The organism is Ruegeria sp. A4, from assembly GCF_056543025.1.
Map to the genome: position 1 here is coordinate 1,552,291 of NZ_JBQGAW010000001.1, position 14,696 is coordinate 1,566,986.

The window sequence follows — 14,696 nt, forward strand, 5'->3', positions numbered from 1 at the left end:
ATTGGAGGATTGCCCCTTGACCACTCGCACTGCCACGCGTTCCGGCGGACGTTCTGCCCGCCGAGCCCAACGCACCGCTCCAAATTTCGACATGCTGCCGGGCCTGACCCGAGGCATTCCCGTTTGCGAAGTCATGGACGCAACCCAGGTTGAGCGCATCGACAATGCGGCGATGGACATTCTGGAAAATGTCGGCGTTCAGTTCCGCGACACCATCGCGCTGGAAGACTGGAAAAAAGCCGGAGCCAAGGTTGACGGCGAACTGGTCTATCTGGACCGCAATATGGTGCGCGAGCTGATCTCGACCATTCCGGCGCAGTTCACCTATCATGCGCGCGATCCGAAAAAGAACCTGGCGCTGGGGGGCAAGCACGCGATTTTCGTGCCGATGACCGGCGCGCCATTCCTGCGCGATCTGGACGATGTACGCCGCAACCCGACGCTGGATGATCTGGCGATGTTCCACAAGCTGTCGCACATGATGCCGGCGCTGCACAGCTCGGCCCATCACATTGTCGAACCCTACGACCACCCGATCAGCCAGCGGCACCTGCGCATCACCTATTCGTCGATGAAATACTCGGACAAGACCTTCATGGGCATGACCACCTCGCCCAGGAATGCCGAGGATGTGATGGATATGTGCGATATCCTGTTCGGCGAAGGGTTCATTGACGATCATCCGGTTACCACCGGCAACTGTAACGGCAACAGCCCTCTGGTGTGGGACGAAACCATGCTGGGTGCGATGCGGGCCTTCTGCCGCCGCAATCAGCCGGTTCTGTGCTCGCCCTTCGTTCTGGGTGGCGCGAACACCCCGGCATCGGTGCCCGCGACCGTGGCGCAGCTGACCGCCGAGGCGCTTTCGGCACTGGCCTATACGCAGGTGATCCGCAAGGGCTGCCCGGCGATCTGGGGACATTACCTGTCGACCGTATCGATGAAATCCGGCGCGCCGATGGCCGGCACGCCCGAGATCAGCCTTATGAACTTCATGATCGGCCAGATGGCGCGCTTTTACGACGTACCGTGGCGCACTTCGAACACTCTGGGTGGGGCCAAGACCTTTGATGCACAGGCCGGGTACGAATCCGCCACGACGCTCAGCGCGGTCATTCACGCCGGGGCCAACTATATCTGGCATTCGGCAGGCTGGAACGAGGCGGGCATGCATTGTTCGGTCGCCAAGTTCATCGTCGACGCCGAACAATGCGCGATGGCTTGCCGGATGGCGGAAGGTCCAAAGTGGCACGATTTCGATCAGGCCCTGGCAGCGGTTCCGGATGTGGGGCCCGGCGGGCATTATCTGGGTCATCCGCACACGCAGGACAACTTTCAAACCGCGTTCTTTATGCCGGAGCTGTTCGACAACAACTCGATCGAACAATGGGTCGCCGAAGGCGAAGTTGAGATCACCGAACGCGCCCTGAAACATGCACGGAAACTATTGGCCGAATATGAAGAACCAAAGCTGGACGAGGCCAGGAACGAGGCCCTTCTGGACTATATCGCGCGTCGCGAAAGGGAAATCCCGGCGGCGGACGAGTTGAACCAAACATACTGATCCACACTCCCCGTACTTGCCCACCCGTCATCCGGGTGGGCCCTTTTTTCCGGTCAAGACACGTAAACCAAGATGAAGATCGCCGAACTGCATATCTACAGCCACGACCTGCCGGTCAAAAACGGGCCCTATACCATGGCCAACGCTCGGGTCTGGGCGCTGGACACCACGCTGGTCAAAATCGTGTCGGACAACGGTCTGATCGGCTGGGGCGAGACCTGCCCGGTTGGCCCGACCTATGCCGAGGCGCACGCCGCCGGGGCGCGCGCCGCTCTGGTCGAAATGGCCCCGGGCCTTATCGGAACAGAAGTCCTGCCTCTGGCCTTGCATCGCCGGATGGATGGGCTGTTGAACGGTCATGGCTATGCCAAGGCGGCCGTCGACATTGCAGGGCACGACCTGCTTGGCAATCACTTGGGTGTTCCGGTTTCCGATTTGCTGGGTGGAGCGGTCTCGGAAAAGGTGCCGTCCTATTATGCCACGGGCGTCGGCGCACCCGACGACATCGCGAAACTGGCTGCCGAGAAAATGGCCGAAGGCTACCCGCGTCTGCAAATCAAGGTCGGAGGTCGCCCGGTCGAGATCGACATCGAAACCATTCGAAAGGTCTGGGACGTGGTCAAAGGATCGGGTATGCGTCTGGCCGTCGACGGCAACCGGGGCTGGACCACACGAGACGCCCTGCGGGTCAGCCGCGAGTGCCCCGAAATCCCCTTCATCATGGAACAGCCCTGCAACACTATCGAAGACCTGAAAAAGATCCGGCCTCAGGTCACGCATGGCATCTATATGGATGAAAACAGCACCAGCCTGAACACCGTGATTTCGGCGGCGGGCACCGGTCTGGTCGACGGGTTCGGCATGAAGGTCACCCGCATCGGCGGCCTGCATCCGATGCGCGCCTTCCGCGACATCTGCGAGGCGCGCAACCTGCCCCATACCTGCGATGACAGCTGGGGCGGGGACATCATCGCCGCTGCATGCACCCATATCGGTGCAACCGTTCGGCCCGACCTGCTGGAAGGCGCCTGGCTGGCTGCGCCATATATCGAAGGCAACTACGATCCCGAAAACGGCATCCGGGTCGAGGCCGGGCATATCGCGCTGCCAACCGGGCCGGGGCTGGGCGTGGTTCCTGATGAAAGCCTGCTCGGCACACCTGTCGCATCATTCTAAAAAATGGATGACGTTATGAATCTGAAAGGAAAATCGGCTCTGGTCACTGGCGCGGCTGGCGGCATCGGGGCGTCAATCGTTCAACGCCTGCGCAACGCCGGGGCGCGGGTCGCCGTCGCCGACCGGGCTGTCGATGCCATCGAGGCCGAGGCACATCTGCCCGGTGATCTGCTTGATCCCGAATATGCAGACCAGCTGCCCGGCGCAGCCGCGTCCGCATTGGGCGGACTTGACATCGTGATCAACAATGCGGGCGTCATCACGCGCGGGTCGGTCACGGATACGACTGATGCGGATTGGTCTCTGTCATTGGGTGTCAATGTCGAAGCCCCGTTCCGCATTTGTCGTGCGGCAATTCCGATCATGGCGGACGTTGGCGGCGGGACCATCGTCAACACCGCGTCCTGCTGGGGGCTGCGCCCCGGCCCCAATCATGCGGTCTATTGCATGACCAAGGCGGCCATCGCGTCCCTGACCCAGTGCATGGGTATGGATCATGCCCATCAGGGCATCCGGATCAACGCGGTATGCCCGAACGAGGTGAATACACCGATGCTGCGATCAGGCTTTGAAAAGCGCGGCTTTGACCCCGATACAGCCGTGGCCGAACTGGGCCGGACCGTGCCGCTGGGCCGGATCGCCGAGCCCGAGGACATCGCCGATGTCATCATGTTCCTTGTCTCGGACGCGTCGCGCTATGTTTGCGGCACGCTCGTCGAGGTCAACGGAGGAAAACCGGTATCATGAGGCGGTTCGATGGAAAGGTGGCACTGGTCACCGGCGGGCGCAGCGGCATCGGCAAGGCCATTGCCCGGCGTTTGCACGACGAAGGCGCACGGGTCTTTACCGCCCAACGTGGAGAGGACACCGAATTCCACGGCATCGCTGCGGATTTCACCCTTCCCGACAGCCCGGCACAGGTGGTCGGCGAAGTGATCGTGAAAGCCGGGCGTCTGGACGTGCTGGTCAACAACGCCGGCATGATGCAGGAAGCCTCGGTCGAGGGAATGAGCGTTGAGGACTGGCATCTCAACCTGACGGTGAACCTGACCGCCCCGTTCCTGATGATCAAAGCCGCGCTGCCGCATCTGCGCGACACAAAGGGCGCAATCGTCAACACCGGATCCATCGAAGGCCTGGGCAGCAATCCTGGTCACGCCGCCTATTGCGCATCAAAGGCAGGGTTGCACGGCCTGACCCGCGCCGTAGCCGTGGATCACGGGGGCGAAGGTATCCGCTGCAACGCCGTCGCGCCCGGTTGGATCGATACCGAATTGAACGAGGATTTCATCGAATCCATGCCCGACCCGTCCGCATTCCGTCGCGACATCGCCAAGATCCACCCGGTGGCCCGAACGGGACGGCCTGAAGAAGTTGCAGCGCTCGTCGCGTTTCTGGCGTCCGGGGATGCGGGTTTCATCACCGGGCAGGTCTATACGGTGGACGGTGGGCGCATGGCCAAGCTGAGCTTGCCCTGACGCCCACACGTCATTCCTTGCCGGACCGCCATTCTTTCCAGATCAGATAGCTGTTCGCCCCAAGCGAGGCGAAAGGCTCGGGCGGCAAACGCGGAAGATCCGGCTGCGCCAGAAAGTGATCCGCGATCTCTGATCCGCCTTGCAGCGCCAGCTCTGCGATGCCCATGCCTTGCAGGGTGCCGCGGGCGATGCCCAGGCCGTTCTGACAGCAGGCCGAGAACACGCCATCCTCCAATTCGCCAAAGGCCGCAGACCCATTGCGGCTGAGGCACAGCATCCCGGCCCAACGATGCTCCATCCGGACATCCGACAGATGCGGAAAGCGTTCCCGGAACTTCCGGTCATGCACCCAGCCGGCATTGCGCAACCGCATCCGGCTGGTTTCGATCGTCGGGTGAAAACTGGATCCGGTGCGGATCAAAATACGATCCCCGTAGCTGCCCGAAATACGCCGGACCGAGGTGCCCATCGGATCCGCCGGGGTGACCGACCAGCGCGGTTGCCCGCCCAGTGTATTGATCTGTGCCTCGGTCAGCGAGGTCGTGATCGAGGCGTAGAGGCAGATATGCATCAATTGCCGTTGGTAAAATCCGAAGCTTTCCAGATGGCCATTGTTGGCCAGAACGATCCGCCCGGTGCTGACTTTGGCCCTGGCGGTGTTGACCACCCAGCCTGCGCCCTGCTTTTCAAAGCTGATGACTGGCGCGTTCTCGAATACGTTGATTTGGCCAGCCAGTTGGCCCGACAACGCCCGTACATAGGCTGCGGGCTGGATCATCACCGTCCCCGGCGCAAACAGCCCCGAAACATAATGCGGGCTGCCCGTGATCTCTTGCATCTGCTTTTGGTCATACAGCGTGTGCGGCTCACCCAGTTTGGTCAGATGCTCGGCGAAGGCGCGGTTATGGGCGTCTCCTGCCCGTGTGGCGGCCGCATTGTATTTTCCGCAAGGGTCGAACATTTCCTGCGGCAGGTCGCAATCGGCGGCGACCTCGGTCGCGAAAGCGATGGCCTTGCGGTTCAGGGCAATGGCGGCGCGATCCGCTTCCAGCCCATCGCCTGCGTAATTGTCCGAGGCCAGATCATGCGGCAGGTCGATCATGAATCCCGAATTCCGCCCCGCCGAACCATCGGCAAATCGGCCCGCTTCCAACAGGGCGATCTTCAGCGAAGGGTCCAGTTGGTGCAACCGCCGCGCCGCCGTCAGCCCGGCAAACCCTCCGCCGACAATGGTGATGTCGGCGGTCAGGTCCTGTTCGAGCACCGGCAGAGGCTCCTGGGGCGGCAGGATGGCATTCCACCCCGCCGGACCGGTCTGCCGCGGCAGTCTTTTGGCCTCGTATCGTGTCAATCGACGGCCTCGTCGGCATCGTCTGCAAGATCGATCCAGATGGTTTTCAGCTGGGTGTACTGATCATGCGCATGGATCGAGTTGTCACGCCCGCCAAAGCCCGATTGCTTGAACCCGCCAAACGGCGTGGTGATGTCGCCTTCGCCAAAGCTGTTGACTGTCACGGTGCCCGCCCGGATGGCCCGCGCGCCGCGAATGGCCCGTTTGGCGTTGGCGGTGAAGATCGAGGCACACAAGCCATAGTCGGTGTCATTGGCGATCTTGATGGCCTCGTCAAAGCCCGACACTTCGATCACCGACAGGACCGGGCCGAAGATCTCCTCGCGCGCCAATGTCGAGTCATTGCCCGGCACTTCGACGACGGTGGCCTCGACAAAGCCTTTATCGGCCTTGCCGCCGATCACCACGTTCTCGGCCTGATCGAGATATCCGCAGACCTTGTCGTAATGCCCTTCGCTGACCAGCGCGCCCATGCGGGTTTCAGGATCCAGCGGGTCGCCGATGTTCCACTGTTTGGCGTGATGCGCGATGCGGTCCAGCAGTTCAGCTTTCACGTTTTTGTGCACGATCAGGCGCGACGAGGCCGAGCAGTTCTCTCCCATGTTCCAGAACGCACCGTTCACCACATGCGCCGCCACCCGGTCGAGGTTTTCGGCGTCGTCCATGACGATGGCAGGGTTCTTGCCGCCCATCTCAAGCACCACTTCCTTGGCGTTGCTTTCCGCCGAATAGGTCAGGAACCGCTTGCCCGTCACCGTCGAGCCGGTGAAGGAAACCATGTCGATATCCATGTGCCGCCCGATGGGTTCGCCCACGTCGGCACCGCCACCCGGTACGATGTTCAGCACGCCGCGGGGAAGGCCAGCCTCCATCGCCAGTTCGGCCATACGCAGCGCGGTCAGTGTGGTTTCAGCCGCGGGTTTCACAACCACTGAACATCCCGCCGCCAAGGCAGGCCCGATCTTCCACGCCAGCATCAGCAGGGGGAAGTTCCACGGCAGCACCAGCCCCACGACACCGATCGGTTCGCGCACCACCATGGCGATATGGTCGTCGCTGGCAGGTGAGACCTGATCGTAGATCTTGTCGATCGCTTCGGCATGCCATTTCAGGCAGTGGATGGTTTCGGGCACGTCCACGGTTTCGCAGTCATAGATGGTCTTGCCACTGTCGAGGCTTTCCATCACCGCCAGTTCACGGGCATTGCGGGTAATCAGCTTGGCCAGCCGAATCAGCACGTCCTTGCGCTCGGACGGGTGCAGTTTCGACCAGCGGCCATCGTCGAAGGCCTCACGCGCCTTTTCGACCGCAAAATCCACATCCGCTGCGCCGCAGGATGCGATATCGGCAAGCTTGTCGCCGGTGGCCGGATTCACGCTTGCAAACGTCTCACCCGAGATCGCCGGGCGGAATGCCCCGTCGATGAACGCCCCGGTCGGCAGGGTCAGGCCTGCGGCGATGGATTTGTATTCGTCCTGTGTCAGCAGATCCATGTCTCTTACCCTTCAGCCACGATGTCGGCGATTGTCTTTTTCAGCACGCGCGTGACCTGTTCCAGCGCGCGTTTGTCGTCCTTGTTCAGGCCCTTCAGCGGAGGTCGCATAGCGCCGGCATCAATTCCATTCATGGTGACGCCATGCTTGATGGTCTGGATGAACTTGCCACCCTGTTCCAGCACCCGCATCAGCGGCATCATCGCGGACATGATCCGGCGGCCTTTGGTGAAATTCCCTTCGACCACGCAGGCCTGATACAGAGCCACATGTTCGGCAGGCAGGAAGTTCGACCCGCCGCACACCCAGAACGGCGCACCCCAGGCAAAGAATTCGAGCGCCTGATCGTCCATTCCGCAACCAAGCTGGATATGCGGATAGTCGCGGGCCAGCAAATGCACCCGGTTGATATCGCCCGAGCTTTCCTTGATGCCGCAGAAGTTGCGGCTGCGGCCCACACGGTCAAGGAACTCTTCGCCCATCATCGTACCGGTGCGGTGCGGGTAGTTGTACAGCATAACAGGCAGATCGGCGGCCTTGTCGATGGCCAGCGCATTCAGCGCGTTTTCCCGATCAGTCGGCACCGAATACGGCGGGCTGGCCAGCAGGATCGCATCGGCGCCGATTTCGCGCGCGCCGGCGGCAAGGGCAATCGAATCCGGCGTCAGCATCGCGCCTGTGCCAACCACCAATGGCAACCGGCCCTTCAACTGCTCATGCGTGAACCGGGCCAGTTCCACACGTTCGTGGACGGTCTGGGCATAGTTCTCACCGGTCGAACCACCCGAGATCAGGCCATGCACGCCGTTTTCGATCAGGTATTCGATCACGTCGGACAAGGCGTCCCAATTCACGCTGCCATCGTCGTGATAAGGCGTGACCACAGGGGTATAGATCCCCTCAAACTTGAAAATCGGGTTCATTCCGTCCTCATGCAGGTTTCGAAAGGGGCGGGACGCCCATCGGGACATCCAGCGCGTCAGGCATCACGAACATCTCGATCTGATCGCGTGACAGGTTCCAGTGATCTTCGGCCAGCCTGGCCGCCGTCGCTTCATCGCGCGCCTCGATGGCTGCGATGATCGCATCATGCTGTTGGCTGGCCAGCGACAGGTTTTCCGACATTTCTCCGGTCTGTGGCCGGTAAAACGTCATGCCGATCCGGGCGTGATCGATCAACAACCGGTTGAAAGACGGCAGCAGGTAGACATTGCCGGACATTTCGCCGGTCACGTCATGAAAGCGGTTGTTGGCCAAGGCCCGGTCCTCGCCGGACCCGGACCGAAGGGCCGCCTTGAACGCCTGCTGAGCCTCTTTCAAATCATTGATCTGGGCATTCGACGCATTCAAAGCCGCCAAACGCAGGATCGCTCCGTATACCATCGGCGCGGCAAGGAAGAAGTCGCGCAGGGTGGTATAGGACATCTCGGAAACCCGGGCGCTGCGGTTTGTCCGCAGATCCAGATAGCCTTCGCCAGCCAACTGTCGAAACACTTCGCGCAGCGGCGTGCGCGACAAGCCGAATTCCTCTGACAAATGCGCCTCGTCCAGATCGGCACCCGGGCGCAGGCGCAGCGTAAGGATGGACACTTTCAGGTGCTCTCTCAGCGCGCTTTTACGAGACTTGGCTTCGTCTTTCATGCTTTGGCCTCATCCTTCTGTTCGGCGACCGCGGTCGAATCGCGTGCGGTCACGGTTTTGTATTCTGTAAAAATACAACTTGTATACAATAAAAATTCGTGCAGCATGGGAGCCTGCGAAATAGACTCATGTTCCGGGCTTTGTCCCAGCTTGCAAACGGTACTGCTCATGCCTCAGACGCGGCACATCACTTTCATCCTTGTCGAGGAGTTCTCGCACCTTGCGTTTTCATGCGCGGTCGAACCCTTGCGGATCGCCAATCTTGTGAGCGGCGAAGAACTGTACCGCTGGTCCTTTGTGTCCGAACATGGCGAGCAGGCCGTGTGCTCGAACGGATCCATAACGCTGGTGCATTCCGGCCTTCAGGGCCTGGCCAAATGTGATCAGCTGTTTGTTCTGTCGGGCATTCACATGCGTGACCACGTCACCCGCCCCCTGCTTGCAACCCTGCGCCGCGAACGCGCGCGCGGCACGAAAATCGGTGCCCTGTGCTCGGGGGCATGGGTGCTGGCCGAGGCTGGCTTTCTCGACGGAATGCAGGCAGCGATCCACTGGGAATATCACGACGCGTTCATGGAAGCCTTTCCCGAGGTCAACCTGGTGCGCAGCGTGTTCGTGGCCGATGAAAAGCACATTACCGCATCCGGCGGAACGGCAACGGCGGATCTGATGCTGCACCTGATCGAACGCGATCACGGTGAGGAACTGGCCATCGATGTGGCGGATCAGATGGTCTACAACGCGGTACGCAATGCCACGGCCAAACAACGGGTTTCCCTGCAATCACGCAACGGAATGCGCAATGCGCACCTCGCCAAGGCGATCACCATCATGCAGGACAGTATCGAAACCCCGGTTTCGCCTTCGTTCATTGCAGAAGAGCTTGGCATTTCAACCCGACAGCTTGAGCGGTTGTTTGGCAAATACCTCAACACGTCGCCCAAGAAATACTTCATGGAAATGCGGCTGGAGCGCGCCCAGAAACTGTTGCTTCAGACCGAAGCATCCGTCACCGAGGTTGCCGTGGCCTGTGGCTTTGAAAACCCGGGCCATTTTTCGCGCGTCTACCGGTCAAGCTTTGGCGTCACCCCGCACGCGCAACGCAACAAGATCGACTGACAGTATCGGGTAGTGGACTTGCCGAAATCGATACGGCAGGGGATGCCGCGCTTTGTCGGCCCATGACGGGCCTGAACGGGCATCCCCCTAACCCTGCCGAGATACCCCCTCATTAAAACCGGACTAGTCAACAGATCGGCAGGATGATGTACCATTAGAATTGGATATTGGCATAAGTTTTGCGAGAACTTGTCATACATGCGATTCTTGTGCCCTTATTCGTTAATCTTTGCCTCAATTGGAGACTTTTGATTCAGCGAAGTCCGGCAACCTCAAAGTCCATATCCACTTGTGAAAAAATAATTTTGGGTTTCGCTCATTGCTGCATTCAAGGACCGCATTGAGGAGCAGTTTTTCCGCCTTGAATCCAGCGTGTTCGTTTTCTGCGCAGCCCCAGGCATGGGCAAGGCAATCTTGGCTCAACTGCTTCGGTTGCGCGCTTCAAAACGCCAAACGGGCGTACAAGCACCATCTCTAGCGGAATTGCGTCATATCGAGACTGGGCGCGGCGCGCGTGATTTCATGGGCGCTGGTCGCCGCGCCTGATCCGACGCGAACGTTCAGCTTCTCTGTCCCGCTGAACCGCTGGAAATACGCAAATTCCATCGTGGTTAGCGCATCCATATCCTGACATTGAACAACGTAGTCAGCCTGGAATTCCGAATGTTCGCCCGTTGCGAATGACGTGCCCCCCTCGCCCGCGTTATCCTGCTGCCCCGAAATATCATGCGTCAGGATCACGTTTGCAGATGCGGTAAAGCACACGGCCTCGGGCGGGACGACAAACAGATCCAGTGGTTTGGACAGTTCGGAAATCGCGATGGCGACACGCGTACGCTCGTCATCACTTGCCACCGGGGTCTCGAACCCAATGATGTCAATGCTTGGAACCCTAAGGGACAGCGTAAATTCCGTGCCCGTAAACACGATTTCCAATTGACCGGACCCATGTTGATGGGTGGGCGTGATCTGCGTCGCCTGAGCGGCAAGAGCTGCCGGAAAAAGAGACAACGCCAGAACAGAGCACTTCATTAACCAAAAACCGCCTTTAACAGAATCACAAGAGTGATTTTACCGCGAATCACCTGCTACGCAACGTTAACCCTCGGATCGGAGCTCGCCAGATTTGGGGAGGAGCGTGGGATTCAACCATCATTGTCTATATCCGACAATAAAACTCAGGTTGACATTGCCGACTAAATCACTCAGTTATTTCTTCGCGAAACCCGCGGTACATCCCCGCGCGATCCGACAGTTCTGACAGGAAAGCACCGAACTCCTATGACCAAGTTATTCACCACTGCCAGCGCCCTGACATTTTGCATGGCGACCGCCGCAATCTCGGGTGATGCCCACACCAAGGCAGATGTACTGAACACCTATGCCGATATTGCGGAAGCCAAATTTGAGGACAGCCTGATTTCAGCCAGGAAATTGCAGGATGCGGTCAACGCACTGATCGCCGATCCCTCGGACGCAACGTTGAACGCGGCGCGCGCGGCCTGGGTTGCTGCGCGTGTCCCCTATCAGCAGACGGAAGTCTATCGCTTCGGCAATGCCATCGTTGATGACTGGGAAGGCAAGGTGAACGCCTGGCCCTTGGACGAAGGTCTGATCGACTATGTCGACGCGGCCTATGGCGGTGCGACGGACGAAAACGAATTTGCCGTGCTGAACGTCATCGCCAACCCCAGCTTCCAAATGTCGGGCGAGACCATTGATGCCAGCGAAATCACCCCCGAACTGCTGAGCGACACCTTGCACGAAGCCGACGGTATCGAGGCGAATGTGGCAACCGGCTATCACGCCATCGAGTTCCTTCTGTGGGGTCAGGACATGAACGGCCATGGCGCCGGTGCCGGCAACCGCCCAGCGACCGATTATGCGCAGGGCGAGGACTGTACCGGCGGCCATTGCGACCGTCGCGCGCAATATCTGAGCGCTGCGACCGAACTGCTGGTCAGCGATCTGGCCTGGATGGCGGATCAGTGGAAAGACGGTGGAGCGGCGCGCGCAGCCCTTATGGAGAACGAAGCAGCAGGCATCAGCGCGATCCTGACCGGCATGGGCTCTCTCTCGTATGGCGAGCAAGCCGGCGAACGGATGCGCCTTGGCCTGATGCTGAACGATCCCGAAGAAGAACATGACTGCTTTTCTGACAACACCCACAACAGCCATTACTATGACGGGTTGGGCATCCAGAACGTCTATCTGGGCAGCTATACCCGCATAGATGGCACCCCGGTTTCGGGCGCATCTCTGGCCGATCTGGTCATCGCCACGGATCCGGCGCTGGATACCGAGATGAAAGCGAAACTGGCCGCCACCATGCAGGCCCTGGGCAAGATCAAGACAACGGCCGAGGCGGGATTTGCCTATGACCAGATGCTTGAGCGCGGCAACGAAGGCGGCGAGGCCCTGATCATGGGCGGCGTCAACGGCCTGATCGATCAGACCAAAACGATCGAGCGCATCGTAACCGCACTGGAGCTGGACGGGGTTGCGTTTGAAGGGTCAGACAGCCTGGATAACCCGGACGCCGTCTTCCACTAATCTTCAAGCGGGCCGGAGAGGGTTTCTTTCCGGCCCCTGCAAACCTTACTGATCGTCTGTAAAGGCGGCGAAACGAGCCAAGACCAATGATTGTCTGCCACTGCACCAACATATCCGATCACGACATCCGTGCCGCCATCGACTGGATGCGCACGGCGGATCCGCGGACCATCATCACCCCCGGCAAAATCTACCATGCCCTTGGCAAGTCGGCGGATTGTGGCGGGTGCATGCCACTGTTCCTAGACACAATGCGGGTCAGCGGTAATCTGGAAGTCCCCATGCAACTCCGCACTTTGCGTGCCGGAGCAACACAGGAGAAGGCTGATGAAGGGCGATCCGAAGGTCATCGAATATCTGAACAAGTCTCTGCGGCATGAGCTGACGGCCGTCAGTCAATACTGGCTGCATTACCGCCTGCAAGAAGACTGGGGTCTTGGCCATATGGCCAAGAAAAGCCGCGAGGAAAGCATCGAAGAGATGGGCCACGCGGACAAGCTGATCGAACGGATCATCTTTTTGGAAGGTCACCCCAACCTTCAGAAACTGGACCCGTTGCGGATCGGTCAGACGCCGAAGGAAACGCTGGAATGCGACCTGGCGGCCGAGATCGACGCCAGGGCACTTTACAAGGAAGCGCGCGAATATTGTCGGGAGGCCGGCGACTTTGTCTCCATGTCGCTGTTCGAAGAGTTGATGTCCGATGAAGAGAGTCACATCGACTTCCTCGAAACGCAGCTCGACCTGTATGAAAGGATCGGCGAAGCCAATTATGCGCAACTCAACGCTTCGAAAATGGACGAAGGCGAATAGCCTTCTTGCCTTGTCGGTGGTCGCCCTGGCGGCCACCCCCTCCCTGTCAGCCGAGCTGCGGGACCTGCATCTGAAATTCACCCCCCGCACCGACGAGGAACGCGCCCGTATTGCGGCCGTGACCGCGCCCCCGCAGGATTTCGGCGTGTCGCAGCCGTTCGAAGAACTCTCTGCCGGAGCGGCGACTGTCCGGGTCCGCAACGACGCGGATGCGTTTTCGCAACCCTCGGGCAATCTGAGCTTCGAGCAGGAGCTGGATTTCAAGGTCGGCAACGGGTTGTTCAAGAAAATCTGGGTGTCGTCACCATCATCCACATTGGCCTCTGACGGGTTGGGGCCGCTGTACAACGCGCGATCCTGCCAGCGTTGCCATATCAAGGATGGGCGGGGGCACACACCCAACGGCCCTGACGACAACGCGGTCTCGATGTTCCTTCGGGTCTCGATCCCCGGTACGCCGGAAGACGGGTCTGCCGGAATCGAAGACTACATCGCCACCCGGCCCGAACCCAACTATGGCGGGCAGATGCAGGATTTCGCGCTTGCGGGACATCCGGCGGAATATCGGCTGGATATCTCTTACGAAGAAGTCCCCGTTGAACTTTCTGACGGCGAGACCGCGTCACTGCGCCGCCCGTCTTACAGGGCCGCTGACCTGGGCTATGGCCCGCTGCACCCGGATGCGATGCTGAGCCCGCGGGTCGCACCGCAGATGATCGGGCTTGGCCTGCTGGAGGCGATCCCGGTCGAAGACCTGTTGGCCCGGGCTGATCCCGATGACGTGGACGGGGATGGCATCTCGGGCCGCCCGAACATCGTCTGGTCTGTTGAATACGGCGCCCCGATGATGGGCCGGTCCGGGCACAAGGCAGGCATGCCGACGGTCATGGAGCAATCCGCCGCGGCCTTTGCCGGGGATATCGGTATTTCAAGCCCGCTTTACCCGGCACCTCAGGGGGACTGCACGGATTTGCAGGTGAACTGCGTCGAGGCCCCGCATGGCGACACCGATACCCGCGCGTTCGAGATCGATCAGCAGGGCATGGACCTGGTGGATTTCTACAGCCGCAATCTGGGCGTGCCCGGCCGCCGTGATGTCGACGACCCCGAGGTGTTGCGCGGCAAAGAGGTGTTTCACACGATCGGCTGCGCATCCTGTCATACTCCGGCCCATGTCACCCACCGGCTGGAAGACCGGCCCGAGCACAGCTTTCAGTTGATCTGGCCCTATACCGACCTGCTGCTGCATGACATGGGCGAAGGTCTGGCGGATCACCGCCCCGAGGCCCGCGCGACGGGGCGCGAATGGCGGACGCCGCCTTTGTGGGGCATTGGCCTGACCGAACGCGTCTCGGGCCATACGCAGTTTCTGCATGACGGGCGGGCACGCAATCTGCTCGAGGCGATCCTGTGGCACGGCGGCGAAGCCCAGGCCGCGCGCGATGCGGTTGTGTCGATGCCGAAAACTGACCGCGACGCCCTGATCCGTTTTCTGGAGAGCCTCTGAC

The 14,696-nt window shown here is 60.3% G+C and carries 15 protein-coding genes; 9 read left to right on the top strand and 6 right to left on the bottom strand.

Going from position 1 to position 14,696, the window contains the following annotated elements:
* The first annotated feature begins 16 nt into the window (after positions 1-16).
* The 4 genes from ACR0E2_RS07665 (at position 17) to ACR0E2_RS07680 (ending at position 4,218) form a co-directional block, all read left to right on the top strand.
* Positions 17-1,564: a trimethylamine methyltransferase family protein gene (locus ACR0E2_RS07665; RefSeq protein ID WP_480445969.1), complete on the top strand. Its 1,548-nt coding sequence runs from the start codon at positions 17-19 to the stop codon at positions 1,562-1,564.
* A 72-nt stretch (positions 1,565-1,636) separates the two neighbouring features.
* Positions 1,637-2,740, top strand: a complete 1,104-nt coding sequence (locus tag ACR0E2_RS07670; RefSeq protein ID WP_480445971.1) for a mandelate racemase/muconate lactonizing enzyme family protein — start codon at positions 1,637-1,639, stop codon at positions 2,738-2,740.
* A 15-nt stretch (positions 2,741-2,755) separates the two neighbouring features.
* Positions 2,756-3,487, top strand: coding sequence for an SDR family NAD(P)-dependent oxidoreductase (locus ACR0E2_RS07675; protein WP_480446188.1), 732 nt, complete (start codon positions 2,756-2,758; stop codon positions 3,485-3,487).
* Positions 3,484-4,218 carry an SDR family NAD(P)-dependent oxidoreductase gene (locus ACR0E2_RS07680; protein WP_480445972.1) on the top strand — a complete coding sequence of 245 codons (735 nt, stop codon included), beginning with the start codon at positions 3,484-3,486 and terminating at the stop codon, positions 4,216-4,218. The genes ACR0E2_RS07675 and ACR0E2_RS07680 overlap by 4 nt, the downstream gene beginning before the upstream one ends.
* 10 nt (positions 4,219-4,228) lie before the next feature.
* Here the strand turns inward: ACR0E2_RS07680 and ACR0E2_RS07685 are convergent, their stop codons facing one another.
* The 5 genes from ACR0E2_RS07685 to ACR0E2_RS07705 are packed head-to-tail and all read right to left on the bottom strand — an operon-like array spanning position 4,229 to position 8,873.
* Positions 4,229-5,569, bottom strand: a complete 1,341-nt coding sequence (locus ACR0E2_RS07685) for an NAD(P)/FAD-dependent oxidoreductase (RefSeq protein WP_480445973.1) — start codon at positions 5,567-5,569, stop codon at positions 4,229-4,231.
* On the bottom strand, positions 5,566-7,062 hold the full coding sequence (locus ACR0E2_RS07690; protein ID WP_480445974.1) for an aldehyde dehydrogenase: 1,497 nt from the start codon (positions 7,060-7,062) through the stop codon (positions 5,566-5,568). The genes ACR0E2_RS07685 and ACR0E2_RS07690 overlap by 4 nt, the downstream gene beginning before the upstream one ends.
* Positions 7,063-7,067: 5 nt before the next feature.
* Positions 7,068-7,985, bottom strand: coding sequence for a dihydrodipicolinate synthase family protein (locus ACR0E2_RS07695; RefSeq protein ID WP_152458886.1), 918 nt, complete (start codon positions 7,983-7,985; stop codon positions 7,068-7,070).
* Positions 7,986-7,992: 7 nt separating this feature from the next.
* Positions 7,993-8,703: a GntR family transcriptional regulator gene (locus ACR0E2_RS07700; RefSeq protein WP_480445976.1), complete on the bottom strand. Its 711-nt coding sequence runs from the start codon at positions 8,701-8,703 to the stop codon at positions 7,993-7,995.
* Complete coding sequence (locus tag ACR0E2_RS07705; RefSeq protein WP_480445978.1) at positions 8,700-8,873, bottom strand: hypothetical protein; 174 nt, start codon at positions 8,871-8,873, stop codon at positions 8,700-8,702. The genes ACR0E2_RS07700 and ACR0E2_RS07705 overlap by 4 nt, the downstream gene beginning before the upstream one ends.
* Between ACR0E2_RS07705 and ACR0E2_RS07710 the strand changes: the two genes are divergently transcribed.
* Positions 8,872-9,822: a GlxA family transcriptional regulator gene (locus tag ACR0E2_RS07710; RefSeq protein ID WP_171206193.1), complete on the top strand. Its 951-nt coding sequence runs from the start codon at positions 8,872-8,874 to the stop codon at positions 9,820-9,822. The two genes, ACR0E2_RS07705 and ACR0E2_RS07710, sit on opposite strands and share 2 nt — an antisense overlap.
* 474 nt (positions 9,823-10,296) lie before the next feature.
* Here ACR0E2_RS07710 and ACR0E2_RS07715 read toward each other — a convergent pair whose 3' ends face one another.
* Positions 10,297-10,854 carry a ZrgA family zinc uptake protein gene (locus tag ACR0E2_RS07715; protein WP_480445980.1) on the bottom strand — a complete coding sequence of 186 codons (558 nt, stop codon included), beginning with the start codon at positions 10,852-10,854 and terminating at the stop codon, positions 10,297-10,299.
* Between the two features lie 249 nt (positions 10,855-11,103).
* Here ACR0E2_RS07715 and ACR0E2_RS07720 point away from each other — a divergent pair, with 249 nt between their 5' ends.
* The 4 genes from ACR0E2_RS07720 (at position 11,104) to ACR0E2_RS07735 (ending at position 14,695) form a co-directional block, all read left to right on the top strand.
* Positions 11,104-12,375, top strand: coding sequence for an imelysin family protein (locus ACR0E2_RS07720; RefSeq protein WP_480445982.1), 1,272 nt, complete (start codon positions 11,104-11,106; stop codon positions 12,373-12,375).
* Between the two features lie 86 nt (positions 12,376-12,461).
* A complete protein-coding gene (locus tag ACR0E2_RS07725; RefSeq protein ID WP_480445984.1) occupies positions 12,462-12,755 on the top strand; it encodes a (2Fe-2S)-binding protein in 294 nt (97 codons plus the stop codon).
* The gene (gene bfr / locus ACR0E2_RS07730) at positions 12,703-13,188 is read left to right on the top strand and encodes a bacterioferritin (protein ID WP_171228921.1); all 486 of its coding nucleotides are present in this window, start codon (positions 12,703-12,705) and stop codon (positions 13,186-13,188) included. The genes ACR0E2_RS07725 and bfr overlap by 53 nt, the downstream gene beginning before the upstream one ends.
* The gene (locus tag ACR0E2_RS07735; RefSeq protein WP_480445986.1) at positions 13,148-14,695 is read left to right on the top strand and encodes a di-heme oxidoreductase family protein; all 1,548 of its coding nucleotides are present in this window, start codon (positions 13,148-13,150) and stop codon (positions 14,693-14,695) included. Before bfr ends, ACR0E2_RS07735 begins: the two co-directional genes overlap by 41 nt.
* Position 14,696: the final 1 nt, after the last annotated feature.